At 70.1% G+C, this 25,910-nt stretch carries 17 protein-coding genes; 8 read left to right on the forward strand and 9 right to left on the reverse strand.

Annotated elements, in window-relative coordinates; genetic code table 11:
* Nucleotides 1-572: 572 nt before the first annotated feature.
* On the forward strand, nt 573-1,061 hold the full coding sequence (locus tag CDO52_RS20030; protein ID WP_033300666.1) for a hypothetical protein: 489 nt from the start codon (nt 573-575) through the stop codon (nt 1,059-1,061).
* Here CDO52_RS20030 and CDO52_RS20035 read toward each other — a convergent pair.
* Nucleotides 1,058-4,030: an FAD-binding and (Fe-S)-binding domain-containing protein gene (locus CDO52_RS20035; RefSeq protein ID WP_017619332.1), complete on the reverse strand. Its 2,973-nt coding sequence runs from the start codon at nt 4,028-4,030 to the stop codon at nt 1,058-1,060. The two genes, CDO52_RS20030 and CDO52_RS20035, sit on opposite strands and share 4 nt — an antisense overlap.
* Nucleotides 4,031-4,186: 156 nt before the next feature.
* Here CDO52_RS20035 and CDO52_RS20040 point away from each other — a divergent pair, with 156 nt between their 5' ends.
* Nucleotides 4,187-4,654, forward strand: coding sequence for a pyridoxamine 5'-phosphate oxidase family protein (locus CDO52_RS20040; RefSeq protein ID WP_017619333.1), 468 nt, complete (start codon nt 4,187-4,189; stop codon nt 4,652-4,654).
* A 42-nt stretch (nt 4,655-4,696) separates the two neighbouring features.
* Here the strand turns inward: CDO52_RS20040 and CDO52_RS20045 are convergent, their stop codons facing one another.
* From CDO52_RS20045 to dnaG, 4 genes are all read right to left on the reverse strand, one after another.
* Nucleotides 4,697-6,037 carry a glycoside hydrolase family 18 protein gene (locus tag CDO52_RS20045; RefSeq protein WP_017619334.1) on the reverse strand — a complete coding sequence of 447 codons (1,341 nt, stop codon included), beginning with the start codon at nt 6,035-6,037 and terminating at the stop codon, nt 4,697-4,699.
* A 196-nt stretch (nt 6,038-6,233) separates the two neighbouring features.
* A complete protein-coding gene (rpoD, locus tag CDO52_RS20050) occupies nt 6,234-7,373 on the reverse strand; it encodes an RNA polymerase sigma factor RpoD (RefSeq protein WP_193373679.1) in 1,140 nt (379 codons plus the stop codon).
* A gap of 86 nt (nt 7,374-7,459) precedes the next feature.
* Nucleotides 7,460-7,885, reverse strand: a complete 426-nt coding sequence (locus CDO52_RS29310; protein ID WP_332459735.1) for a hypothetical protein — start codon at nt 7,883-7,885, stop codon at nt 7,460-7,462.
* A gap of 8 nt (nt 7,886-7,893) precedes the next feature.
* The gene (dnaG, locus tag CDO52_RS20055) at nt 7,894-9,345 is read right to left on the reverse strand and encodes a DNA primase (RefSeq protein WP_332459736.1); all 1,452 of its coding nucleotides are present in this window, start codon (nt 9,343-9,345) and stop codon (nt 7,894-7,896) included.
* Nucleotides 9,346-9,491: 146 nt separating this feature from the next.
* Between dnaG and CDO52_RS20060 the strand changes: the two genes are divergently transcribed.
* The 3 genes from CDO52_RS20060 to CDO52_RS20070 are packed head-to-tail and all read left to right on the forward strand — an operon-like array spanning nt 9,492 to nt 12,680.
* A complete protein-coding gene (locus CDO52_RS20060; RefSeq protein WP_017619337.1) occupies nt 9,492-10,862 on the forward strand; it encodes an extracellular solute-binding protein in 1,371 nt (456 codons plus the stop codon).
* A gap of 16 nt (nt 10,863-10,878) precedes the next feature.
* Nucleotides 10,879-11,841 (forward strand): carbohydrate ABC transporter permease, encoded by a 963-nt coding sequence (locus CDO52_RS20065; RefSeq protein WP_083919920.1) that lies wholly within the window; start codon nt 10,879-10,881, stop codon nt 11,839-11,841.
* On the forward strand, nt 11,838-12,680 hold the full coding sequence (locus tag CDO52_RS20070; protein WP_017619339.1) for a carbohydrate ABC transporter permease: 843 nt from the start codon (nt 11,838-11,840) through the stop codon (nt 12,678-12,680). Before CDO52_RS20065 ends, CDO52_RS20070 begins: the two co-directional genes overlap by 4 nt.
* A 288-nt stretch (nt 12,681-12,968) precedes the next feature.
* On the opposite strand, the gene trhA is transcribed toward CDO52_RS20070, so the two are convergent.
* Nucleotides 12,969-13,721 carry a PAQR family membrane homeostasis protein TrhA gene (gene trhA, locus CDO52_RS20075; protein WP_094932610.1) on the reverse strand — a complete coding sequence of 251 codons (753 nt, stop codon included), beginning with the start codon at nt 13,719-13,721 and terminating at the stop codon, nt 12,969-12,971.
* Nucleotides 13,722-14,144: 423 nt separating this feature from the next.
* Here trhA and ppdK point away from each other — a divergent pair, with 423 nt between their 5' ends.
* From ppdK to CDO52_RS20090, 3 genes are all read left to right on the forward strand, one after another.
* Nucleotides 14,145-16,823 carry a pyruvate, phosphate dikinase gene (gene ppdK, locus CDO52_RS20080; RefSeq protein WP_094932611.1) on the forward strand — a complete coding sequence of 893 codons (2,679 nt, stop codon included), beginning with the start codon at nt 14,145-14,147 and terminating at the stop codon, nt 16,821-16,823.
* 269 nt (nt 16,824-17,092) lie between these two features.
* Nucleotides 17,093-18,175, forward strand: a complete 1,083-nt coding sequence (locus tag CDO52_RS20085) for a YdcF family protein (protein ID WP_017619342.1) — start codon at nt 17,093-17,095, stop codon at nt 18,173-18,175.
* 330 nt (nt 18,176-18,505) lie between these two features.
* The gene (locus tag CDO52_RS20090; protein WP_017619343.1) at nt 18,506-19,753 is read left to right on the forward strand and encodes a deoxyguanosinetriphosphate triphosphohydrolase; all 1,248 of its coding nucleotides are present in this window, start codon (nt 18,506-18,508) and stop codon (nt 19,751-19,753) included.
* Between the two features lie 131 nt (nt 19,754-19,884).
* On the opposite strand, the gene CDO52_RS20095 is transcribed toward CDO52_RS20090, so the two are convergent.
* From CDO52_RS20095 to CDO52_RS20105, 3 genes are all read right to left on the reverse strand, one after another.
* Entirely contained in the window at nt 19,885-21,273 is a 1,389-nt protein-coding gene (locus tag CDO52_RS20095) for a glycine--tRNA ligase (RefSeq protein WP_193373678.1), read from the reverse strand.
* 187 nt (nt 21,274-21,460) lie between these two features.
* Entirely contained in the window at nt 21,461-21,760 is a 300-nt protein-coding gene (locus CDO52_RS20100; RefSeq protein ID WP_017619345.1) for an antibiotic biosynthesis monooxygenase family protein, read from the reverse strand.
* Nucleotides 21,761-21,895: 135 nt separating this feature from the next.
* Nucleotides 21,896-25,627: a bifunctional glycosyltransferase/CDP-glycerol:glycerophosphate glycerophosphotransferase gene (locus tag CDO52_RS20105; RefSeq protein WP_094932612.1), complete on the reverse strand. Its 3,732-nt coding sequence runs from the start codon at nt 25,625-25,627 to the stop codon at nt 21,896-21,898.
* Between the last annotated feature and the right edge of the window lie 283 nt (nt 25,628-25,910).

The raw sequence follows: 25,910 nt of genomic DNA on the forward strand, positions 1-25,910 counted from the left end.
GCGCGATGCGCTAGATGAGTCCAAAGAGACGTGCTGTCACGACATCTTCTCCGAGTACGGTGCCGCCCACTCGCCGCCTTACGTGCAGCGGCGCCACGCAGACACGATCGACATTCAATCCGTAATTTCCGTGACCGTCAAGTCGTGCTTCCGGCATTCAGGTCGGCGTCGCTCATCGGACGGGTGGATGCGTGCGCCGCTCTGCCATGCTCATACCTCCACTTCACGTGAGCTCACCGCGGACACGAAAACCGCTCCCCGTGGTTTCCGGGCACCGGAGCCCTTTCCGGCACCGCACATCTCATCAGGTTCGGCTCTCTTTCAGTCCATACCGTGGAAGGGTGGCGCTGTGCTGGAGAACCCCGACCGCCCCGGGCCTGCTCTGGACCACGTGGTGCCCGCCATGGACGCGGCTCTGGCCGCCTACACACGGGCCGGATTCCCAGTCACCGCCGCGCCGCAACGCGCACTTCGTGGCGGATGCCCTGGGGCTCGATGGTCCGACGACGGAACAGGACGACCGGTTGTACTGATCGCCGGACGCCGACGCCCAGGCGACATAGGTTGAAGGTATGAATCCACTGCGCCGCAATGGTCTGTCCCGCCAGGACCGCGCACGGTTGGGGCTGGAACGGGGAGAGCGGGTCCTCGCGCATGCGGAGGCGGCCGAGGGGACACTCGTGGCGACCACGCGTGCGCTGCATCTGCCCGACGGGCACGCCGCCCCTTGGGAGACCATCGACCGCGCCCGCTGGGCCGAGTCGGGGTTCCGTTTCACCGAAGTGGGTGTCGGCGAGCGCGTGTACGCGGTCCCCCACCCGGGACGGCTGGCCGAGGCCGTCCAGGAGCGGGTGACCGCGACCATCGTGGTGAGCAACCGCTACTCCCTCACCGGAGACCCGCGCGAACCGGGCTTCACCCTGGTCGCGCGCAGGCCACCGGGCGAGTCCGACATCACCTGGCGCGTCCACCTGGACGAGGGCGTCCACCCCGATGACCCGCGGCTGAACGAGGTCGTGCCCCGCGCGCTGGCCGCTCTGCGGGCGCAGACCGGTGTTTAGGGCTGTCGATGCTGTGCTTTCTGGCCGACCTGATTCTGGAGTCCGCGCGCTAGTGCCTCGGCCAGGTGCAGTGCGGGACGGCCGGTGTGCTGCTCGATCTGGGTCCGGCAGCTGAAGCCGTCGGCGAGCACCAGGGTGTCGGGGGCGGCGGCGCGGACGGCGGGGAGAAGGACACGTTCGCCGACCGCCGTGGAGACGTCGTAGTGCTCGGCCTCGAAGCCGAAGTTCCCGGCCAGGCCGCAGCAACCGGAGTCGAGCACCTCGCCGTCGATGCCCGCCTTTCGCATCAGCTCACGGTCGGGGTCGAAGCCGATCACGGCGTGCTGGTGACAGTGCACCTGGCTGATCGCCGCGGCGTCGATGTGCGGCGGACTCCAGTCGGGCGCGTAGGCCCGGAGGAACCCGGCGAGGGTGTGCACCGACTCCGCGACCCGTTCGCTCTGCCGCCCCGGCACCAGCTCCACCAGGTCGCTGCGGAGCGCCGCCGTGCAGCTCGGCTCCAGCCCCACGATGGGGACGCCGGCGGCGACGTGTGGGGCCAGAGCGCGCAGCGACCGCCGCATGACGGTGCGGGCCACCCCGAGTTGACCGGTGGAGACCCAGGTCAGCCCGCAGCACACCGGCCCTTGCGGCAGGACGACGCGGAAGCCCGCGGCCTCCAGGACCCGCACGGCCGCCACGGGAACCCGCGGGCTGAGGTGGTTGCCGAAGGTGTCCGGCCAGAGAAGGACCGTGCCCCGGTGACCTGCACCTGTACCGGCCTGGTCCGCCGCACGTAGGGCCCGACCCGCCGATGCGCGGCGGTGCCGCTTGAACCAGCGGGTGAAGGTGGTCCGGGAGAACTCCGGGATGGCGCGCTGCGGCGCGACCCCGCCCAGTCGCTTGAGCGCGTCGCCGAGGTACCGGGCGCCACCGAGCCGGTTCACCTCGGCCGGGGCCAGTGTCGCCAGCCGTGCCCACACCGGCAGCCAGCCCATCGAGTAGTGCGAGGCGGGGCGAACGCGCCCTTGGTAGTGGTGGTACAGGAACTCGGCCTTGTAGGCCGCCATGTCGACGTTGACGGGGCAGTCGCTGCGGCAGCCCTTGCACGACAGACACAGGTCGAGGCTGTCGCGGACCTCCTCCGAGCGCCACCCGTCGGTGATGACCTCGCCGTTGACCATCTCGAACAGCATCCGCGCCCGGCCGCGTGTGGAGTCCTTCTCCTCGCGGGTCACCATGTAGCTCGGGCACATCACACCGGGGCCCTCGTGGCGGCGGCACTTGCCCACGCCCGAGCAGCGGCGCAGGGCGCGGGCGAAGTCGCCCTGGTCCTCCGGGTAGGCGAGCACGGTCAGCGGTGCGCGGGGCGCGGCCGGGACGCGCAGGTCGGCGTCGAGCGGCTTGGGGTCGACGATGATCCCCGGGTTCATCTGGTTCTCCGGGTCCCAGATGGCCTTGAACTCGCCGAACGCCTGGCAGATCCGCTCGCCGTACATCCGCGGCAGCAGCTCCGAGCGCGCCTGGCCGTCACCGTGCTCGCCGGAGATGGAACCGCCGTGCGCCGCGACGAGGTCGGCGGCCTCCTCCATGAAGGTGCGGAAGCCGCGCTGTCCGGCCGGGTCGCCCAGTTCGAAGTCGATGCGGATGTGCATGCACCCCTCGCCGAAGTGCCCGTAGGCCACGCCGTCGCGGCCGTGCCGCCGCATCAGCGCGTCGAACTCGCGCAGGTAGGACCCGAGGCGCTCGGGCGGGACGGCCGCGTCCTCGAAGCCGGACCATGCCTCCGCTCCGTCGGGGGTGCGTGAGGTCAGCCCCGCCCCCTCCTCGCGGATGCGCCACAGCGCCCGGGTGTGGGCCGGGTCCGTGACGACGGCGGCCTCCAGCGGGCGCGCGGCCCCCGTGAGCCCGCGTACCAGGGCCTGGCCGGCCGCGGCCGCGTCGTCGCGGTCGGCGCCGCCCATCTCCACCATGAGCCAGGCATTCCCCTTGGGCAGGGCGACGCCGGAGCGCACCCCGGGGCGGTCGAGCCCCACGAGGAGCCGGTGGTTGAGTCCTTCGACGGTGAGCGGGCCGTGGTCCAGGAGTTCGGGGACGGCGTCGGCGGCCGACGCGGCGTCCGGGTAGCCGAGTACGACCAGCGCTCGGGCCGCCGGGGCCTCGGCCAGGCGCACGGTGGCGCCGAGGACGGTGACGCAGCTGCCCTCGGTCCCGGTGAGGGCGCGGGCGATGTGTCCGCCATGCTCCGGTAGCAGGCGGTCGAGGGCGTACCCCGAGACCCTGCGGGACAGCTGGGGCATGCCCGTCCGCAGGTCGGCCATGTAGGTGGCGGTGAGCTCGCGCAGCGCCGCATAGATCTGCCCCTCGCGGGTGGGCAGGGCGGCGCGGCGGTCGAGCTCCTCGGCGGAGGTGGCGCCCACGGTCATCCGGGTGCCGTCGTAGAGCAGGACGTCGAGGGATTCCACGTTGTCGGCGGTGGTTCCCCACGCCACCGAGTGGGCACCGCAGGCGTTGTTGCCGATCATTCCGCCGAGCGTGCAGCGGCTGTGGGTGGAGGGATCGGGGCCGAAGGTGAGGCCGTGGGGCGCCGCGGCGGCGCGCAGGTCGTCGAGGATGAGGCCGGGCTGCACCCGCGCGGTGCGGGCCGCGGGGTCCAGGTTCTCGACCGCGGTGAGATAGCGCGAGGTGTCGATGACGAGCCCGGATCCGATGGCGTTGCCCGCGATGCTGGTGCCGCCGCCGCGCGGGGTCAGTGGGACGCCGTAGGCGCGGGCGGCGGCCACGGCGGCGATGATGTCGTCGGTGGTCCGGGGGAGGGCGACGGCGAGGGGAACGTGCCGGTAGTTGGACGCGTCCGCGGTGTAGAGGGCGCGAGCGCCCCGCCCGAAGGACACCGTCCCGGAGAAGTCGGTGCCCAAGGCGCGTCGGAACCCGTCGAGGTCGATGTCGTCCGGTGCTGTGATGGTGCGGGGATCGACTGTGTTTTCCACGTGCCCTACCCTCGCGCCGCCGGACGGCGGCTGACAATACCGCCGCGCCGCCGCAAACCGACGCGCGTGCGGCGTGCGCGGCGCAGCGGTGTCCGCGCCGTCATTCCTGACACTTCCTGACACTCGGTGTCAGTCTCTACGCCGATACTTGCCGCTATGACGACGCCATGGAAAACGTTCAGTGATGAGGCGCCCGAGCTGGCAGCGGCGGTACGCGCCCGATTCGAGGCCACCAAGCACCATGTCCTGGCCACGCTGCGCGCGGACGACGCGCCTCGCGTCAGCGGGACGGAGGTCGGTTTCCAGGGCCCCGACATCGTTCTCGGCTCCATGCCGGACGCGCTCAAGGTCCGCGACCTGCAGCGCGACGACCGGTTCGCGCTCCACGCCAACCCCGGCGACGGGTCCATGGAGGGCGGCGACGCCAAGATCTCGGGGACGGCCGTGGAGGTGACCGACCCCGACGAGCTGGAGTCCTTCCGCCAGCCGGGGCAGCCGCCGGGGCCCTTCCACCTGTTCCGGCTGGAGCTGGCCGACGCGGTGCTGACCTCGGTGGAGAACGACCAGCTGGTGATCCGGCTGTGGCGCCCCGGTGCCGGGGTCACGCGGTTCAGCCGGACGTGAGCCGGTCCGGTGGCGAGAGAGCGGCGCGCCGCCCCGTGCCGCTCACTCGCCCTGTTCGAGCGACTCGTCCATAGCGGTGACCAGGTCGGCCTCGGGGTCCATGTCGAGGTTCCACATCATCAGCCCGCCCAGGTTCATCTCGCGAACGTAGGCGCCCTTCATCCGGACGATCTCGGGGGTGTCGAAGGTCCACCACTCGTTGCCGTCGTACAGCCAGTAGGCCCCGTTGATCGGGTCGTGGAAGCGTCGGCCGCTGCGGTACTTGAGTTCTCCGTAGGGGTCGACGGCCTCGCCGTAGGTGCCCTCCGCGCCCGAGTCGGCCGGGGCGTAGCGGCCGAAGTTCTCGGGGCTCACCCCGGTCCAGCCGCGCCCGAAAGCGGGGAAGCCGAGCACCAGCTTCTTCGCGGGCAGGCCGTAGTCGAGGTAGCGGCGCACGGTGCTGTCGGTGCTGGCGTCGTTGGGCGCTCCCTTGGGCGCGTACAGCTGGGAGTGGTGGTCGGTGACGTCGCTCCAGGCACCGGTGAAGTCATAGCCCTGCACCGTGGCGAAGTCGATCGATTCGAACATCTCCGGTTCGTAGCTCGTCGTGAGCTGGTCGGTGCCGTTGGCCAGTGACACCGACAGGTCGTACCGGCGCCCGGTCTCGGCCTCCAGGTCGTCCATCTGGCGCCGGAACTCCTTCACGGCGAGGGTGAGGTTGCGGCGGTCATCGGGGCTCTCGGTGTTGCCCTCCTTGCCGCCGGACACCGGCCACTCCCAGTCGAGGTCGATGCCGTCGAACGCACCGGCGGCGGCGCCCTCGCCGCCCTGGGGTTCCTTCCCGAGGACGGGAAGGTCGCCGCGCAGCCACAGGTCCACGCACGAGGACACGAACTCGCGCCGCGACTTCTCGTCCTTCACCGCCTCGGAGAAGTAGGTGGACCAGTTCCACCCGCCCAGGCTCAGGCTGACGCGCAGGTCGGGATACTTCTCCTTGAGCATGAGGAGCTGGTTGAGGCTGCCCGCCAGCGGCTGGTCATAGCTGTCGGCCTTGCCGTTGAGGCTCTCCTCGGCCTCATACCGCCGCTGGTACAGCTCCCACGGCTGGTCGGTGTCCTCGGGGATCGAGCACCGGCCTTCGTCGTCGACGTAACCGAACGCCCAGATGACGCGCGTGAGGTGCTCGGCGGCCCCGCTCTCGTCGACATCCTTGATCAGGTAGCCGCGGTTCGCGGTGTTCCAGTCGGCGAAGTAGGCCACCCGCTCCAGCCGGCCGTTCCCGCCCCCGGAGTCGGTGATCGCGGTGAACGCGCTGAAGAACAGGGCGCCGAGGACCACGGCCGCGACAACCCCGATGAGGGCGGGTCTGTGCCGCCCGAGTGGCTTCAGCTTCTGCGCCGACATCACCCTCGAAGGTAGCCTTTGCCCGCACACCATCGCACATATCTGGGGCAGAATCGGCCGCATCAGGCCGCCGCCCGGGCCCGCGGGAACTCCCATGCCCCACCACTCGTTAGATTTCTCCAGTTCGCAACGGGACGAGTGGGGGCAGCCGGCACCCGCTCGCCGGGTACTCCAGGTCGAGACCGGTGGTGGGAGGCTACTCCAGGAAGTCCCGCAACATCTGCGCGCGTGAGGGATGGCGCAGCTTCGCCAGGGTCTTGGACTCGATCTGGCGAATGCGCTCCCGCGTCACCCCGAACTCCCGTCCCACCTCTTCCAGGGTGCGCGGATGCCCGTCCACCAGGCCGAAGCGGAGCTGGATGATCCGCTGCTCGCGCTCGGACAACCCGTTGAGCAAGACCACCAGCTGGTCCTGCAGCATGATGAACGACGCCGCCTCGACGGGGACGACGGCGTCGGAGTCCTCGATGAAGTCGCCGAAGTCGGAGTCCTCCTCACCGATCGGCGCGTGCAGCGACACCGGTTCCTGGGCGATGCGCTGGATCTCCTGGACGCGTTCGTCGCCGAAGCCCAGCTCGCGTGAGATCTCACCGGGTGTCGGCTCGCGGCCGAGCTCCTGGTGCAGCTGGCGCTGCACCCGCATCAACTTGTTGATGGTCTCGACCATGTGCACCGGGATGCGGATGGTCCGCGCCTGGTCGGCGATGGCCCGGGTGATGGCCTGCCGGATCCACCAGGTCGCGTAGGTGGAGAACTTGAACCCCTTGGTGTAGTCGAATTTCTCCACCGCGCGGATCAGACCCAGATTGCCCTCCTGGATCAGGTCCAAAAACAGCAGGCCGCGTCCGATATAGCGCTTCGCAATGGACACCACCAGCCGGAGGTTCGCCTCGATCAGCCGACGCTTGGCGCGTTCACCTTCGTTGACGAGACATTCGAGTTCGGCGGCGTGTTCTCGGGAGACCTGGCCCGGCACCGCAGCGTGCTGCTCGTCGTGCAGCTTCTGTCCGGCGTACAGGCCGACCTCGATCGATTTGGCGAGTTCCACTTCTTCTTCTGCCGTGAGGAGCGGAACGCGGCCGATCTCCCGCAGGTAGATGCGCACCAGGTCGTTGGTGGAGGTGCGCCGCCCGAATTCGGACACCGAGGACGGCGGTTCGTCCGCGGCCGGGTCGATGACGTCGACCCCCCGCTGGGCGAGACCGCGGACCACCGGATCCAGAGACTCGGGAGGGGCATCCAGACGGTCCAGGGCGGAGGCGACGTCGGCAACGGTCACCGCCTCCCCGGATCGTGAATCCGCGACGAGTTGCGCCACCTGTCGGATCGGCGGCATTTCGCTGGGCAGCACCGATAGAGCCACCCTTACAGTGTGCCCGCTACCGGCCCCGTATAGAGAGAACTATTTTTGTCACCACGCTGCTACGTGGCACCGGAACCCTGCTCGCGTATCAGGCGTTTCTGCTGCTCAACCTGCATGAGTTCGGTGAAGACCCGCTCATATTCGGCGGCGTCGGACGCCGGATCCAGCCGTCCCAGCCGCGACTTCAGGTTTGCCACTTGGCGATTGATGGAATGAATCTTGATCGTGCCGAGAATTTCCTTGGCGTAATGTTCATCGAGTTCTCCATAGATCTCGATGGGCTCCACCGCCAGTTGCGTGACAAAGGCGCGCTGGGCGTCGTTGGGCGCCGCGTCGCGCAGCCACGTGGCCCACTGGCCGGGGTCGGTGGCCGCGGCCACGCCCCCGCTGCTCCGGATGAGCTCCACCATCGCGCGGTGCTGGGGCGCCGTGAAGGACTCCGCGTCCAGCGCGTCGAACTCCGTGGCCAGCCCCGGGTACTGCACCGCGATCTTCAGCGCCTGGCGCTCGCGCTGCAGTGAAGGGTCGCGCAGGTCGTAGGGGGCGACATCGGCCGCCCCGGGCGGCGGCAGCGCCGGGCGGGGCGGCCGCGCGCCGGGCGGCGCTCGCCCTCGGGGCGCCCCATGTGCTGGGCCACCCGCCGCAGCACCTGGCGCTCGTCCATGAACCCGGTCCACTTGTCGAGGTCCTTGGCGTACTCCTGGCGCAGCCCGGCGTCGCGGATGGTGGCGATGATGGGCGCGGCGGCGTCGATGGCGGCCAGGCGGCCCTCGTTGGTGTCGAGGTTGTGCTCGACGATGCGGCTGCGGATGACGAACTCGACGAGCGGCTTGCGGCTGGCGACCAGGTCGCGCAGCGCGCCGTCGCCCCGCTGGATCCGCAGGTCGCAGGGGTCGAGGCCGTCGGGCTGGACGGCCACGAAGCTGTCGGAGCTGAACCCGTGGGTCTCGTCGAAGGCGCGCAGCGCCGCCTTCTGGCCGGCGGCGTCGCCGTCGAAGGTGAAGATCACCTCGCCGCCCTGGTTGGAGCGGCCGAGCAGCATGCGGCGCAGCACCTTGGCGTGCTCCTCGCCGAAGGAGGTACCGCACGTGGCCACGGCGGTGGGGACCCCGGCCAGGTGGCAGGCCATGACGTCGGTGTAGCCCTCGACGATGACGGCCTGGCGGTTGCGCGCGATCTCGCGCTTGGCGAGGTCGAGGCCGTAGAGGAGGTGGCCCTTCTTGAAGATCGGGGTCTCGGGGGTGTTGAGGTACTTGGGGCCGTCGTCCTCGGGGTCGAGCTTGCGCGCGCCGAAGCCGACGACCTCGCCGGTGACCTCCCGCACCGGCCACACCAGCCGGTTGCGGAACTTGTCGTAGGCGCCGCGCCTCCCCTGGCTGGCGAGGCCGGCGGTGATGATCTCCTTGTCGGTGAAGCCCTTCTTGCGCAGGTGGGTGGTGAGGTTCTCCCACCCCGGCGGGGCGAACCCGATGCCGAACGTCTCCGCGTCGGCCCGGGTGAAGCCGCGCTCGCTGAGGAACCGCCGCCCCTCCTGCGCCCCCGGGCTCAGCAGCCGCTCGGCGTAGAACGCCGCGGCGGCCCGGTGCGCCTCGATGAGGCGCTGCCGCTGGCCCTGGTCGCCGCGCGAGGACCGTCCGCCGTGCTCGTAGCGCAGCTGGATGCCCGCCTGCTGGGCGAGGTGCTCCACGGCGTCGACGAAGCTGAGCTGCTCGATCTCCTGGATGAAGCGGATGACGTCACCGCCCTCGCCGCAACCGAAGCAGTGGTAGAGGCCGCGGGCGGGGGTGACGTTGAACGAGGGCGACTTCTCGTCGTGGAAGGGGCACAGGCCCTTCAGGGAGCCGCCTCCGGCGTTGCGGAGCTGAAGGTACTCGCCTATGACGTCGGCGATGGGTGAGCGCTCGCGGACGAGCGCGATGTCTTCGTCTCTGATTCGGCCGGCCACGCCTACGAGCGTATGTCCCGTCGACCCCTGGTTCATCGCCCTTCTCACTCTTGTGCATGGGATGTGGATTACGGACAGCCGTCGTGCGAAAGTCGGGTGAGGAGTATCACGACCGCGCGTATGGGAGAGCTCATGGAGGGTGGCCGATGATCCGAGCGCCGATCCCTGCTTCCGCGACCTCCGCTGCCGCCGCCGTCGTGCTGTGCCTGGCGGCCACGGGGTGCAGCATCATCGGTCCGGGGCGCGACCCCGACACGGTCACCGTCGTCTACCCGCACTACGGCGCCTTCCGCGCCGCCGACACCATGATGCGCAAGGTCAAGAAGAAGTTCGAGGCGGAGAACCACGGCGTCACCGTCGAGCTGCACCCGGTCGAGGCCCCGCCCGAGGACTACCAGACGCAGGTCAACCTGATGAACCAGTCCGAGGACGAGGCGCCGGACATCATCTTCGAGGACAGCTTCACCATCAACCAGGACGTGGACGCCGGGTACCTGGCCCCGCTCGACAAGTACTGGGCCGAGTGGGAGGACGCCAAGTACTACCGGGAGGCGGCCGACGCCGCGGTGACCGCACTGGACGGCAAGCGCTACGGGGTCATGGTCGGCACCGACACCCGCGGGCTCTGGTACAACACGAAGCTGTTCGACCGCGCCGGAATCGAGACGCCATGGGAGCCCGAAACCTGGGAGGACGTGCTCGACACCTCGCGCACCCTGCGCTCGAAGCTCCCCGGCGAGGTCACGCCGATCAACGTCTACGCGGGCACCCCGGCCGGCGAGGTGGCGTCGATGCAGGGCTTCCAGATGCTGCTGAGCGGCACCGGCGACACGCTCTTCGACGAGAAGGCGCAGAAGTGGGTCGTCGGCTCGCAGGGGTTCGTGGACGCGCTGACCTTCCTCCACACCATCTACTCCGAGGACCTGGCCGTGGATCCCCAGGACATGCTCAACGCCAACGTCGCCACCCTCGTCCATGAGGAGCGGGTCCCCGCCGGGGAGATCGCGATCAACCTCGACGGCTCGTGGATCACCCAGAGCTGGATCGCCACCGCGGGCAAGCCGTGGCCGGAGTGGCCCGAGACCATGGAGTTCACCGGCATGCCCACCCAGCACGGCCAGGAGCCCGGCGCCACCAGCATGTCCGGCGGGTGGACGCTCGCCCTCGGCGCGAAGAGCGCCAACCCTGACCTCGCGTGGGACGTCATGAAACAGACACTGAGCAGGGAGAACGCCACCCGGTTCGCCATCGAGGGGGCGCAGATCCCCGTCCGTGAGGACGTGGCCGAGTCCGAGGAGTTCCGAACGTACAAGCCGATCTCCGAGGAGGCGGCGGACCTGGTCGACGTGACCCACTTCCGTCCCGCCTACAGCGAGTATCCGCGTATCTCGCTGGCGATCCAGGAGGCCACGGAGGCGGTGATGCTGGGTGATGCAACGCCAACGGAGGCGGCCCGGGCCTACGACGAGAAGGTCGAGGAGATCGTAGGCTCCGACAACACCGTTTCCGGTGCGTGAGGCGTCATCGGGGGGAATGACGCCCGCGGCGACGCTGACGCAGACGCCGCAGTCGAGGGGGGAACGGCCGGGCAAAGGCGCACGCCGCGACTCGGACCGGCGCCGGGAGCGGGACCGAGCCCTACGCCGCCTGCTGCCGCTCGTGCCCGCGCTGCTCCTGCTGCTGTCGTTCTTCGCCGGGCCGATCCTGTGGACGGTATGGGCGTCCTTCACCAACGCCGCACTGACCGGCGAGAACGCGTCGCACACCGAGTTCGTCGGGTTCGAGAACTTCGCGCGGCTGCTCGGTGACTCCTCGTTTTTCGACGCCACGGTGCTCACGGCCGTCTTCCTGGTGGGGTCGGGGGTCATCGGCCAGACCGTCCTCGGCCTGGCCTTGGCGCTGCTCCTGTACAACCGGAGCGCCGTCGTACGGATGGCCGTCGGCGGCGTGGTGGTCGGCGCCTGGGTGGTGCCCGAGGTGGTGGCCGGGTTCGTCTGGGTGGCGTTCCTGGAGCGGGAGGGCACGCTCAACGGGCTGCTGGCGGCCATCGGGGTGGCGCCGCAGAACTGGCTCTACACGGCGCCGATCCTCGCGGTCATCCTGGCCAACACTTGGAAGGGGACCGCGTTCTCGATGATGACGTACTCGGCCGGACTGTCCGAGATCCCGACCGACCTGAAGGAGGCGGCGCGGGTCGACGGCGCGGGGCCGTTCCAGGTGGTGTGGCACGTGGTCCTGCCGCTACTGCGGCGCACCCTGGCCACCACGCTGCTGCTGGTGACCCTGCAGACGGTTCAGGTGTTCACGCTGATCTACGTCATGACGGCCGGCGGGCCGGGCGAGCGCAGCATGACGCTGCCGCTGCTGATGTACCGGGAGGCGCTGCGGTTCGGCGAGATCGGGTACGGCACCACGGTGGCGCTGGCGCTGCTGGTGGTGGCCGGGCTGTTCTCGGTGCTCTACGTGCGCGCCCTGCGACCGGAGGAGGTCCGGTGAGACGGTCGATCGCCTCGCCCTCGCGTGCGGTGGCGTCGGTGCTGGTCCACGCCGTGCTGGCGGCCCTGCTCGCGGTGTTCCTGGTGCCGCTGCTGTGGATGGTCCTGGCGGCGTTCGACTCCACGCCATCGCTGCGCGCGCGGCCGCCGACGTCGCTCACGCTGGACCACTTCGCGACGGTGCTGACGCCGCGGACGGTGTTCGTGCCGGTGGCGAACAGCGTGCTGATCTGCGGGGGCGCGGCGCTGGTCACGGTGGTGGCCTCGCTTTTGGCCGCCTACCCGCTGTCGCGCTACAACCTGCGATTCAAGCGTCCGCTGCTGTACGTCCTGCTGTTCGCGACGGGGCTGCCGATCACCGTGATCATGGTGCCGGTCTACGGCCTGTTCGTGCAGGCCGGGCTGCTGGACTCGCGGCTGGCCACGATGCTGTTCCTGGCCACGGCGAGCCTGCCGTTCGGGATCTGGCTGTCCAAGAACTTCCTCGACGGCATCCCCATGGAACTGGAGGAGGCGGCGTGGGTCGACGGGGCGTCGGTGTGGCAGTCGCTGCGCCTGCTGGTGCTGCCGCTGGCGGTGCCGGGGATGGCGGTCGTGGGCATCTTCACCCTGGTGCTCACCTGGGGGAACTTCTTCGTGCCGTTCATCCTGCTCAAGAGCCCCGATCGCCTTCCGGCGGCGGTGCGGATCTATCAGTTCTTCGACCAGTACGGCGGGGCGCGCTACGGCGAGCTCGCGGCGTACTCGCTGCTGTACACGCTGCCGGTGGTCGCGTTGTATCTCGCGGTGTCGCGGGCGCTCAGCGGGCGGTTCACCCTCGGCGGTGCCATGAAGGGGTGACACGGGCGAGCGGGAGCGGGGCCGGACGCGTGGAAGAGGCGACCGGACCCGGGGGGATTGTGGTCTCCGGCCGCCTCATCGAGTTCCCCCGCACCGAGGGGCGGGCGGGAGATCCGGTTCTCAACCTACCGACAGCACCCCCGCCGGATTGCCGCGTTTCCGCCCTGCTGTCCGACCGCGTAAGCGGATCGTGATACCAGGGCCGGAAGTGGTCACGTCGGACACCGGGGAGCATAGTGATCCCCGGGGACGGGTACCCGCCATCCGGCCCGTCCGCCGCCTGGCGGTTCAGGCCGCGCTGTAGACGACGAACGAGACCGCGATGTAGTGGCAGACGTAGGCGGCGATGGTCAGCGAGTGGAAGACCTCGTGGAAGCCGAACCAGCGCGGCGCGGGGTCGGGCCGCTTGGTGGCGTAGACGACCGCGCCGATGCTGTAGAGCAGGCCGCCGGCGATGATCAGGATCCAGGCGGCGGGGTGGGTGCCGCCGATGAGCTGCGGGAAGAAGAGCACCGCCACCCACCCGATGGCCAGATAGAGGCCCGTGGACAGCCAGCGCGGCGCGTTGGGTGTGAAGACCTTGAACAGCACCCCGGCGATGGCGCCGGTCCAGATGAGCGCGATCATCGCGGTGCGCAGTGTCCCGTCCAGGACGAGCACAACGAAGGGCGTGTAGGTTCCGGCGATGATCAGGTAGATGTTGGCGTGATCCATCCGGCGCAGCACCGCGACGGCGCGCTGGGACCACCGGCCCACGTGGTACACGGCCGACGTACTGAACAGCAGCATCGAACTGGCCGCGTAGACCGCGGCCGCGAGGCGGCCCGGCAGGGTCGGGGCCAGCGCGACGAGCACCAGGCCCGCCAGAGCCGCCACCGGGGCCGTCCCCAGGTGCAACCAGCCGCGCAGGCGGGGCTTGAGCGCGGCCAGCAGGTCGGTCTCCCGCAGGTCGGCGGGGAGGCTCGACCGGCCATCGGCCCGCTGGGCGACTGCGTCACCGCGGCGGCGTTCCGCCGCGTCACCGGACTGCTCTGCGGCCATCTGCTCTTCTCCGTCATGTAGCGCTCGGGGGCGGCCGGTCAGGGGCACGCGCCGAGGGGGCGGCGCCGGGTCTCCGCCCTCACTTTACCTACGCGACCGTAAGTTACTACTCGGTCAATCTGTGGCCCTCAGCACAGTCCGGATCGGTGTTTTTTGACGGATTGGATCAAAGTTTCACACCTTGGTCCTGCTACGGTGCAACCAAGCGCATCTGACCTGGCCTATCGCCACCTCGGTCAATCCCTTGAGGCCACTGTGACCCAGGCCATCCGTGCGTCTTTCCTGGACCATTGGTCTACACCGGTCAGGCGCCCATGACCTGGGTAAACATCAATACATGGACGTGGTGGAAAAAAAGTCCGCGGCGGTCTGGGTACAGTCGCCGCAATTCGAGGTCGAGCGACCGAAGAGAAGGAGCATCCCGTGCCCAAGTACGTCTACGAGTTCACAGAGGGCAACAAGGACCTCAAGGACCTTCTCGGAGGGAAGGGTGCGAACCTCGCCGAGATGACCAATCTCGGCCTGCCGGTCCCGCCCGGATTCACCATCACCACCGAGGCCTGCCGGCACTACCTCGAACACGGCCACAACCCCGACGGGCTCGACGCCGAGATCGACGCGAAGCTCAGCGGGCTCGAGGCGGCCATGGGCAAGAGACTCGGCCAGCCCGACAACCCCCTCCTGGTCAGCGTCCGCTCCGGCGCCAAGTTCTCTATGCCCGGCATGATGGAGACCGTCCTCAACATCGGCCTCAACGACGAGTCCGTCCAGGGGCTCGCCGCCCAGTCCGGCAACGACCGCTTCGCCTGGGACTCCTACCGCCGCCTCATCCAGATGTTCGGCAAGACCGTCCTGGACATCGACGGCGATCTCTTCGAGGACGCCATCGAGGCCGCCAAGCGCGCCAGGGGCGTCAGCGACGACCTCCACCTGGAGACCGACGACTTCCAGCGGCTCGTCGCCACCTTCAAGGACATCGTCGCCGAGCAGGCCGGGCGCCCCTTCCCCACCGACCCCCGCGAACAGATGGACCTCGCGATCGCCGCGGTGTTCAACTCCTGGAACGCGCCGCGCGCCGTCCTCTACCGCCGCCAGGAGCGCATCCCCGTCGACCTCGGCACCGCGGTCAACGTCTGCTCCATGGTCTTCGGCAACCTCGGCATGGACTCCGGCACCGGCGTCGCCTTCACCCGCGACCCCGCCTCCGGCCAGCAGGGCGTCTACGGCGACTACCTCGCCAACGCCCAAGGCGAGGACGTCGTCGCCGGTATCCGCAACACCGTCCCGCTGGGCGACCTCGAGAAGATCGACAAGACGAGCTACGACGAGCTCATGGCGATCATGGAGAAGCTCGAGAACCACTACCGCGACCTGTGCGACATCGAGTTCACCATCGAGCGCGGCAAGCTGTGGATGCTGCAGACCCGGGTCGGCAAGCGCACCGCCGCCGCGGCCTTCCGCATCGCCGACCAGCTCGCCGACCAGGGCATGATCACCCGCGAGGAGGCCGTCTCCCGTGTCAACGGCGACCAGCTCGCCCAGCTCATGTTCCCCCGCTTCGACGAGGCGACCGAGCGCCACCGCCTCGGCCGCGGCATGAACGCCTCCCCCGGCGCCGCCGTCGGCAAGGCGGTCTTCGACTCCTACACCGCCATCAAGTGGTCGCGCAGCGGCGAGAAGGTCATCCTGTGCCGCCGCGAGACCAACCCCGACGACCTTGAGGGCATGATCTCCGCCCAGGGCATCCTGACCAGCCGCGGCGGCAAGACCTCGCACGCGGCGGTGGTCGCCCGCGGCATGGGCAAGACCTGCGTGTGCGGCGCGGAGGAGCTCGACATCGACACCAAGAACCGGCGGATGTCCGCGCCCGGCGGCGAGGTGATCGAGGAAGGCGACGTCATCTCCATCGACGGCACCTCCGGCGAGGTCTTCCTCGGCGAGGTCCCGGTGGTCGACTCCCCCGTCGTCCGCTACTTCGACGGGGAGATCGACCCCGCCTCAGCCGACGCCGACGACCTCGTGCGCGCCGTACACCGCGTCATGGAGCAGGTGGACGCCGACCGCCGACTGGACGTGCGCGCCAACGCCGACAACCCCGACGACGCCGCCCGCGCCCGCCGGATGGGCGCGCAGGGCATCGGGCTGTGCCGCACCGAGCACATGTTCCTCGGTGACCGCCGCCAGCTCGTCGAGCGCCTGATCCTCGCCGACACCGAGGCCGAGCAGGAGAAGTCGCTGGCCGCGCTGCTCCCGCTGCAGCGCGACGACTTCGTCGGCATCTTCGAGGCGATGGACGGGCTCCCGGTGACCGTCCGGCTGCTCGACCCGCCGCTGCACGAGTTCCTGCCCGACATCACCGAGCTGTCGGTGCGCGTCGCCGTGGCCGAGTCGCGCGGCGAGAAGCACGAGAACGACCTGCGCCTCCTCCAGGCGGTCCACAAGCTGCACGAGCAGAACCCGATGCTGGGCCTGCGCGGCGTGCGCCTGGGCCTGGTGGTGCCCGGTCTGTTCACCATGCAGGTCCGCGCGATCGCGCAGGCCGCCGCCGAGCGCGTCAAGGCGGGCGGCGACCCGCGGCCGGAGGTGATGATCCCGCTCGTCGGCACCGTCCAGGAGCTGGAGATCATCCGCGACGAGTCGCTGCGGGTGGTGAGCGAGGTCGCCGCGGAACAGGGCGTCGACCTGGACTTCCCGATCGGCACAATGATCGAGCTGCCGCGTGCCGCGCTGACCGCCGGGCAGATCGCCCAGTCTGCGGAGTTCTTCTCGTTCGGCACCAACGACCTCACCCAGACGGTCTGGGGCTTCTCCCGCGACGACGTGGAGGCGTCGTTCTTCTCCGCCTACCTGGAGAAGGGCGTGTTCGGGATCTCCCCGTTCGAGTCGCTGGACGTCGACGGCGTGGGCCGGCTGATCCGGATCGCCGCCGAAGAGGGGCGCGCCGCGCGGCCCGACATCAAACTGGGGGTGTGCGGCGAACACGGCGGGGACCCGGGGTCCGTGCACTTCTTCCATGAGGTGGGGCTGGACTACGTGTCCTGCTCGCCGTTCCGAGTACCGGTCGCCCGGCTGGAGGCCGGCCGGGCCGCGGCGCGCGCGTAGGCGCGGGACAGGCACGGTCACAGCACCGGCACCGACCTGCGGACGAGGGCGGGGAGCGCGACGCTCCCCGCCCTCGTCCATCCCGGAACGAACGGACGTTCCTGGAATACCCGCTCGACTCCGACATCTCGGGCTTGCACCGGTACGGTGTGCACTCCGCGGTAGCCGCGGGCAGAACGGTGCGCGGCGTACCGTTCGTCATCGCCCCGACGTCGGCTATCGTCAGGCGAAATCAGGTACATCGCAGCTGGGGGTGAGAGGTGCGGTCGATGGGGGACGGGCGCGGCGAGGAGCCGCGCGACGAGCGGATGCGCGTCGTCGCCCAGGACGCGGAAGCCACGCGCGTGTTCACGCGCGACGACTCCGGCGCCGCCGACCTCGGCCCGACGGCCGCTGGTGGGTCCGGCGTCGCCGACATGACCGGCGAGCGGCAGCGCTCTCCCACGGGCGCCGACCAGCCCCACGCGGGGGCGACACGGCGGTTCGCCCGGACACCCACCGGGATCGTCGCCGCAGGGGCGGAGGATCCCGGCGCGCACGGCGGGGTCATCGACACGGCGGATCACCCCGGCGGTGAGGAGGAGGCCCCTCCCCGCGCCGATACCGTCGGCGCCGAGCGGACGCGCGCGTTCACCCGGGATACCCGGGACGCACCCCCGACGGCGCCGGGGGACGACCGCACCGGCGGCACCACCGGTGGCGCGGGACGGAGCACACGCCCAGCGCCGCGGCGCAGACGCGTGCGGATCCGCTGGATCGTCGCACTGCTGCTGGCCACCGTCCTGGCCCTGCCCCCAGGTACGTGGGTGTGGGTCTGGTACACCGCCCGCCAGGACGACCGTCCGCAGTCCGACGCCATCATCGTGCTGGGTGCCAGCCAGTACAACGGGCGCCCCTCCCCCGTCTTCGAGGCCCGCCTGCGCCACGCCGCGGACCTGTACCGGGACGGCGTCGCCCCGCAGATCGTCACCGTCGGCGGCAACCTCCCCGGCGACAACTTCACCGAGGCGGGCAGCGGTCGCAACTGGCTGGTGCAGGTGGGGGTGCCCCGAGACCGGATCGTCGCGATCGGCAAGGGCAACGACACCCTGCAGAGCATGACGGCGGTGGGGAAGGAGTTCACCGCGCAGCAGTGGTCCACCGCCGTGATCGTCACCGACCCCTGGCACACCCTGCGCTCCCGGAAGATGGCCGAGGACGTCGGTATCGACGCCAGCACCAGCCCCGCCCGCTCCGGACCGGCCGTCATCGAGCGCAAGACCCAGCTGTGGTACATCACCCGTGAGACGGCCTCGCTCTGGTACTACTGGATCTTCGACGACAGCAGCGACATCCGCGTCAACGCCGCTTGAGGGTGATCGAGCCTGCGGAGGCGGCGATGCCGACTGCCGTAGGCCCATGCGCACCGCCGGTGCAGCAGGCGAGGAACCCGAAAGCGGAAAACAACACCACCCGAGGGTGATCGAGCCTGCGGAAGCGGCGATGCCGACCGCCGGAGGCCCATGCGCACCGCCGGTGCAGCAGGCGAAGAACCCGAAAGCGGAAAATGGCGCCACCTAGCGGCACCCCCTGAGCTGCTGCGGAATCCGTCGAGACCCGCCCAGCGGGCAGGGCCGGACGGGGTTGTCCATCTCACCGGGGTGCGCCCCGGTTCCGTCGCCGCCGCTGCGTACAGTCGGAGCATGTCGCCGATTCCCGAAGCACCCGTCGCCGGTTACAGCGGTCGCGACCGTGAACGCTGGGCGGGCGAATCCGCCAAGAGCCGGGCCCGCGGGCCGTTCGAGCGCGACCGCGCCCGCGTCCTGCACAGCTTCGCCCTGCGCAGGCTGGCCGCCAAGACCCAGGTCGTCCAGCCCGGCGCCAGCGACTTCCCGCGCACCCGCCTCACCCACTCGCTGGAGTGCGCGCAGATCGGGCGGGAACTCGGCCGGGCATTGGGCTGCGACCCCGACCTCGTGGAGGCCGCCTGCCTCGCCCATGATCTGGGCCATCCGCCCTTCGGCCACAACGGGGAGAAGGCGCTGGACGCCGCCGCGGCGGCGTGCGGCGGGTTCGAGGGCAACGCCCAGAGCATGCGCCTGCTCACCCGACTGGAGGGCAAGGTGCTGGACGACGGCGGGCGCAGCGCCGGGCTCAACCTCACCCGGGCGACCCTCGACGCCACCCTGAAGTACCCGTGGCAGCGCGGGTGCGGCGGCACCACGCACAAGTTCAACTGCTACCCGGACGACACCGCGGCCTTCGAGTGGATCCGCGACGGGGCACCGAGCACCCGGACCTGCTTCGAGGCCGAGGTCATGGACTGGGCCGACGACGTCGCCTACTCCGTCCACGACCTGGAGGACGGCCTGTACGCCGGGCTGGTCCTGCTGGACGCGCTGCACTCCCCCACCGAGCGGACGCAGGTCAGCGCGATCGCCGCCCGGCACTACTGCGACGCGGAGGTCGGAGAGCTGGACGAGGTCTTCGCCGATCTCCTGGCCGAGCCGTTCTGGCCCCGCGACTTCACCGGCGACGTGGGCTCGCTGGCCGCACTGAAGAACCTGACCAGCGAGCTCATCGGGCGGTTCTGCCGGGCGGCCGAGCACGCCACCCGCGAGGTCTATGGGCCGGACCCACTGACCCGCTATGCGGCCAACCTCATCGTTCCCCGCCGCACCCTGATGGAGTGCGCGCTGCTGAAGGCGGTGGCCGCGCACTACGTCATGGGGCGCTCGGAGGCCCAGGCGTACCAGGCCCGCGAACGCGAGGTGATCGCCGAGCTCGTCGCCGCCGTCCGCCTCGGCGCCCCGGACACGCTCGACCCGTCCTGCCGCGCCGACTACGAGCGCGCCAGAGACGACGCCGCGGCCCTGCGCGTGGTCATCGACCAGGTGGCCTCGCTGACCGACACCTCCGCCCGCGCCTGGCACCGGCGCCTGACCAAGTGAGGCCTCGCCCCGGTTGATCTCGGGAACGTGCGCCAAATTCCGGCGATTTTTTGGCGCACTTTCCCGAGATCAACGGAGAACGCGGAAGAGGGGCCCGCCGCACGTTCCGGCAGGCCCCTCTATCGCGTCTGTCAGCAGCCGGGGAGGCGCTCCAGCAGGTACATCTCGACCTGGTCGAGGGAGACCCGCTCCTGGGACATGGTGTCGCGCTCGCGGACGGTCACCGCGTTGTCGTCCAGGGTGTCGAAGTCGACGGTGACGCAGAACGGCGTGCCGATCTCGTCCTGGCGGCGGTAGCGGCGGCCGATGGCGCCGGCATCGTCGAACTCCACGTTCCACCGCTTGCGCAGGGCCGCCGCGAGGTCGCGCGCCTTCGGCGACAGAGCGGCGTTGCGGGACAGCGGCAGCACCGCGGCCTTGACCGGCGCCAGTCGCGGGTCGAGGCCCATGACGGCGCGCTTCTCCATCTTGCCCTTGGCGTTGGGGGCCTCGTCCTCGCGGTAGGCGTCGAGCATGAACGCCAGCATCGCGCGGTCGACACCGGCCGCCGGCTCGATGACGTAGGGGATGTAGCGCTCGTTGTTCTCCTGGTCGAAGAAGGAGAGGTCGACGCCCGAGGCCTCGGCGTGCGTCCGCAGGTCGTAGTCGGTACGGTTGGCCACACCCTCCAGCTCGCCCCACTCGCCGCCGACGAAGCCGAACCGGTACTCGACGTCCACGGTGCGCTTGGCGTAGTGCGCGAGCTTGTCCTTCGGATGCTCGAAGAGCCGCAGGTTGTCCTTGGAGACGCCCAGGTCGACGTACCACTGCAGGCGGGTGTCGATCCAGTGCTGGTGCCATTCCTCGTCGCTGCCCGGCTTGACGAAGAACTCCATCTCCATCTGCTCGAACTCGCGGGTCCGGAAGATGAAGTTGCCCGGCGTGATCTCGTTCCGGAACGACTTGCCCACCTGGCCGATGCCGAAGGGGACCTTCCGGCGCGCGCTCTGCTGCACGTTGAGGTAGTTGATGAAGATGCCCTGGGCGGTCTCCGGGCGCAGGTAGGCCAGGCCGGACTCGTCCTGCACCGGGCCGAGGTAGGTGCGCAGCAGGCCGCTGAACGTGCGCGGCTCGGTGAAGGAGCCCTTGGCGCCGCAGTTCGCGCAGGCCAGGCTGGCCAGACCGTTCTCGGGCTGCTTGCCGTGCTTGTCCTCGTAGGCCTCGAGGAGGTGGTCGGCGCGGTAGCGCTTGTGGCAGGACAGGCACTCGGTGAGCGGGTCGACGAACGCCTTGACGTGGCCCGACGCCTCCCAGACCTCGCGGGCGAGGACGACGCTGGAGTCCAAGCCGACGACGTCGTCGCGCTCCTGCACCATCGAGCGCCACCACTGGCGCTTGATGTTGCTCTTTAGCTCAACGCCCAGGGGGCCGTAGTCCCAAGAGGCGCGCAGACCCCCGTAGATCTCGCTGGAGGGGTACACCAGACCCCGCCGCTTGGCGAGGTTGACGAGGGTGTCCATTGCCTCTGACTTGGCGGCCATAAGTTCTCAGACTCTCCATCCGGCTGGCGGTCGGCGGATCGCTCAACGCGATGCTCGAAGATTGACGATAAGCGCCCAGCTTAAGGGACCTGCGGGTACTGGCGCGCACCAAACGGCCACCCCCCGCGGGGGCGATGAGGATCGCACCAACGACAATACGCGCGAACGCGCACGGCATCGAACCGGTTTATCGTGGCCCCGGCGTGTGCCCGGACACCACCTCGAAGGCGGTGGGCTCGTCGTGCGCCAGGGAGAACAGCGGCACGGCCGCCATCCGCACGTCGTAGTCGGACAGGGCCCGCCTGTAGTAGCCGGGGCCCTCCCACTCCGTGACGATGGTCCACAGCATCGGTTCGTCGGCCGCGCGGCCGATCCAGGAGTCCTTGAACCCGGGACGGCCGCCGAGAGCCGTGAGCGCGGCCGATGCGCGCGCAACGAAGTCGTCGGCTTCCCCCAGTGGCACAGTGTAACGGGTGATGACGATCACGCCGCTATCCTCTCACCTCACGTGCCTCCGGTGCACCGGAGGACGACCGGTGCACCAGGGATGTCCGGGCGCGGAGGCCGACCGTCGCCGTTGCGCTCCTCGGCCGCCCCGGAGGGCGGCCGTCACGGACGGGGGTCAGCCGTCGCCGAAGACCCGGTCCACCACACGGGCGGCGGCATGTCCGTCGTCCAGGGGGCAGAACCGGTCGGTGAACGCCCGGTACTTGCCGCTGTAGTCGGCGGCGACCTCGTCGATGTCCAGCAGCGAGGCGATCACGTCGTCGGACTCCACCAGCAGCGGGCCGGGAGCCGTCTCCTCGAAGTCGAAGTAGAAGCCGCGCAGGTTGTCGCGGTAGCTCTCGATGTCGTAGGTGAAGAACAGCATCGGGCGGCCGGTGTTGGCGAAGTCGAACATCATCGACGAATAGTCGGTGACCAGCACGTCGGTGATCAGGAACAGCTCCATGATCTCCGGGTACAGCGACACGTCGTAGACGAAGTCCTTGCCGACGATCGGCACGCTGTCGACGACGCGGGGGTGCCGCCGGACCAGCAGCACGTGGTCGTCGCCGAGCTTCTCGTACATCCGCCGCAGGTCCAGGTGGAGGTCGAGCTTGTGCTTGCCGCGCGTGTAGTACTTGTCGTCCCGCCAGGTCGGTGCGTAGAGCACGACCTTCTTGTCGGCGGGCAGGCCGAGACGGCGCCGGGTGCGCTCGGCGATGGCCTCGCGCTCGGGGGAGAAGAAGATGTCGTTGCGGGGGTAGCCCGTTTCCAGGATCTCCCCGTCGAAGCGGAAGGCCCGGCGCAGGATGGGCGTGGCCCAGGGACTCGGCGAGACGAGATAGTCCCACTGCTTGGTCTCCCAGGCCAGCTTCTCGTGGTAGTCGCGGGACTTGCCGCGGATGTTCTCGATGTCGAAGCCGATGCGCTTGAGCATCGAGCCGTGCCAGGTCTGCACCACCACCTGGTCCGGACGGCGGGTGAACCAGGCGGGCTGGCGGGAGTTGGTGACCAGGTACTTGGAGCGGGCCAGCGCCTCGTAGAAGTCGCGGCCGTTGTGGCGCACCGCCGACACGTCGTCGGGCAGGTTCACCTGGCCGTCCTTGACCAGCCAGGACATCGGATAGTCGGCCCACGTCCCACCCCGCGAGCGCAGCTCGGCGTAGATGCTGTGCGGGCTGTCGGAGACCTGGCGGCCGGTGTAGCTGTCGAAGAGGATCTCCTCGCGCACGCTGTCCTCGCGCAGGACCGGGTAGACCTCCTCGCGCAGCCGCCGCTGGGCGAACGCGCCGCGCTCCTCGGGCCACAGGTCGCTGCCGACCCTGAGCACCGGCATGCCGGAGCCGGTGTGCTCGAAAGTGCAGGTGCGCTGGGGGGTGGTCATCTCCAGCGGCATCCGGCGGGTGACGTCGTCGCCGCATTCGGCGCTGACATCGCAGGTGGTGCCGTCGTCCAGGTGGACACGCCCCCACAGCTGGTAGCCGCCCGCGGGCAGCGGAAGCTCGCCCGACAGGGTGGGGATGGCGGCCGGGGTGAAGACCGCACGGAATCCCGTGCCGGCGCGGCGCACGTCCAGGACGTGCTCCTCGTCGCGGCCGCGCGCCTTGAACACGAGCTCCATCTCGGCGTCGGCGGCGTAGTGGCCGCTGAGCACCAGGTCGCGGTCGGACCAGGCGACCTCGTGAACCGCGGGCCGCGCCCACCCGGCGCGCAGCCGCAGGTGGCCGGTGGAGGTACGGTGCACCGCGACCTCGTGGTGGCTGTCGCCCGCCGCGTGGGCACCGACCTCGATCTCGTCGGGCAGGACTACCGGCAGGGTGCCGCCGTCGGCGGTGACGAGCTCCGCCGCCCACTGCTCCTGGCGGATGACGCCGCCGCCCTCGTCAACGGCGTTGGCGATCAGGTCGGCGGCCGGGACTCGGACGGTGAAGCCGGGGCCGTCGGAGCGCAGGGGGTAGCTGAGCCGCGCGGTGCCGGGCAGACGGGTCAGCCGCAGCTCGTGGGCGCTGGCCGCGGGAGCCGAGACGAACTCGCCGGTGATCTCCAGTTCCGGGCGCTCGCCGGAGTAGTCGACACGGTACTCGGCGACCCTGGCGCGCACCGGGGCCACCGCGATGCTGAGCTGGGAGTCGGCGTTCCACGCCGGGCGGATCCACACGTCACCGTGGACGCGCAGGTAGCCGGGGTTCTGCGGCGGACCGGCGACGGGGTTGCCGACGATGCGGCGGCGGATCAGGCCGCGGTTGAGGACGACGAGCTCCAGCTTCCAGTCGGTGGCCCGCCACTGGCCGGACAGCCGCAGCCGGGTGGGGTCGACCGTGATCTCGAAACCGCCGAAGTCGTGCCGGGCGGCGTTGGGGACGTCGGGCAGCCGGTACTCGGCCGCGCGCCGCACCTTGACCGGGACGCGGACGCGCCGACCGGTGTCGGAGTTGACCGCGAACGCCACCAGCTGCTGCTGCCAGCGGCGGCCGGCACGCAGGTGCAGGATCCCGATGCGCCCGCCGACGACGAGCTTGCCGCCGCGCCACTCCACGCTCTCGGTCTTCTGCCGCACGCGCAGTTCGGAGTCCATCCGGTAGACGCCGCGGGGAACCCCGGCGGCCTCGTCCTCGAAGAACGGGTAGCGGATGAAGTAGTTCAGGCCGCGCCGGACGACGGGGGCCTTCTTCAGCTCGACGCTCTTCTGGAAGGTGATGGCCTCCAGGACCCGCTCGTCCTGGCGCGTGCGCACCAGGTGGTAGTTGAGGCGGTGCAGCGCGGGCAGTCCCTCGACGACCTTGCCGCCCGCCGCGGCGAGGTAGTCGCCCACGTGGTCGTAGTAGCGCCGACGGGCGTCGTCGTCGGCGTCGTCCAGGCCCAGCAGGATCGAGCGCAGGTGGGTGCGCAGCGCCCGGTCGTCCCACAGGGCGCGGTCGGCCGGGCTCAGCGAGTCGGCCAGCGCGGCGATGGCGCCGATGCGGCGGGTCATGGCGTCGATCCGGCTGAGGTTCTCCCCGGACTCCCGGTCGCGCACCAGCAGGACGGGGGCCGTCAGCACGTCGATCGTCTGGGCGGCGAACAGGGCGCGCACCACGGCCAGATCGGCGTCGGCGTCGGTGAAGGAGGAGACGGCGGGAGGCAGCTTCTCCCAGAAGGAGCGCCGCCACATCTTGTTGCCGTGGAGCCGGTCGGCCATGAGCGAGGTGGTGACGCGGATGTCGACACCGGTGCGCTGCTTGGTGAAGACCTTGCGGTGCGCGGAGGAGCGGCGGACGCCGAGGTCGTTGAAGCGGTAGACGTTGCCTGTGGCCACGTCGGATCCGGAGGTGTCGAGGGCGTCGGCGAGGTAGGTCAGGGCGTAGCCGGTGAGGGCGTCGCCGCCGTGGACGAACACGAGGTAGTCGCCGCCAGAGGCGCGGCCACCGCGCTCGCGTGCCTCGGTGTGGGCAGGGGCCGGTTCGGGGAGCAGGGTGGCGGTGACCCCGCTGGGCGGGTCCGCGGCGAAGGCGCGGGCGGTGGCCAGGGCGTCGGCCTCGGCGGCATCGGCGGACTCGCTGTCCTCGCCGCCCTCGTCCCCGCTCTTCTCCGGCTCGGCGCCGGACTCCTCATCGGCAGCGGTGGCGTCGCCGTCGGCTGCGGTGTCGGCGTGGGCGTGGTCGTCGGTGTCGTCGGTGCCGTTGCCGGAGTCGTCGCCGGGGGACACGTCGTCGCCCGCGGCCTCGCGGCGGCTGGTCGTCGGTGTGGCAGGGGCACCGGGCCCGGCGACGGGGGAGAGCACGACCTCGATATCACCGTCGTGGAGCGCCTGCCCGCTCAGCGAGTCCAGGCAGTACTGCAGGTGCGGCTCTGTGACGTCGAACGACACGATGACGCTGAGCTTCGACACGGAAAACTACTCTCCCGGTTGTCACGTGTGGAATGGGGGGCGGGCACACAGATGCGGGACCATGCCAGGGTTTGGCGCCGCTGCGGCGCTCACCTTAGGTCACCGCCGGTAAGCCACTGGTAAGCGAGCGGCACGTTCCCTGCCTCGCGACGGACGTCGTGCGACGGTCCACCACCGCAACAAACATAACGGTTGGAACGAGTGGCTTTATGCACTGAGGAGGACTGTGATCCACCTGTTCGGGATATCGATACCTCAGTAGGCTGCCAGCCGGTGGTACGTC

The organism is Nocardiopsis gilva YIM 90087 (genome assembly GCF_002263495.1).
GTDB classification, from domain to species: Bacteria; Actinomycetota; Actinomycetes; order Streptosporangiales; family Streptosporangiaceae; genus Nocardiopsis_C; species Nocardiopsis_C gilva.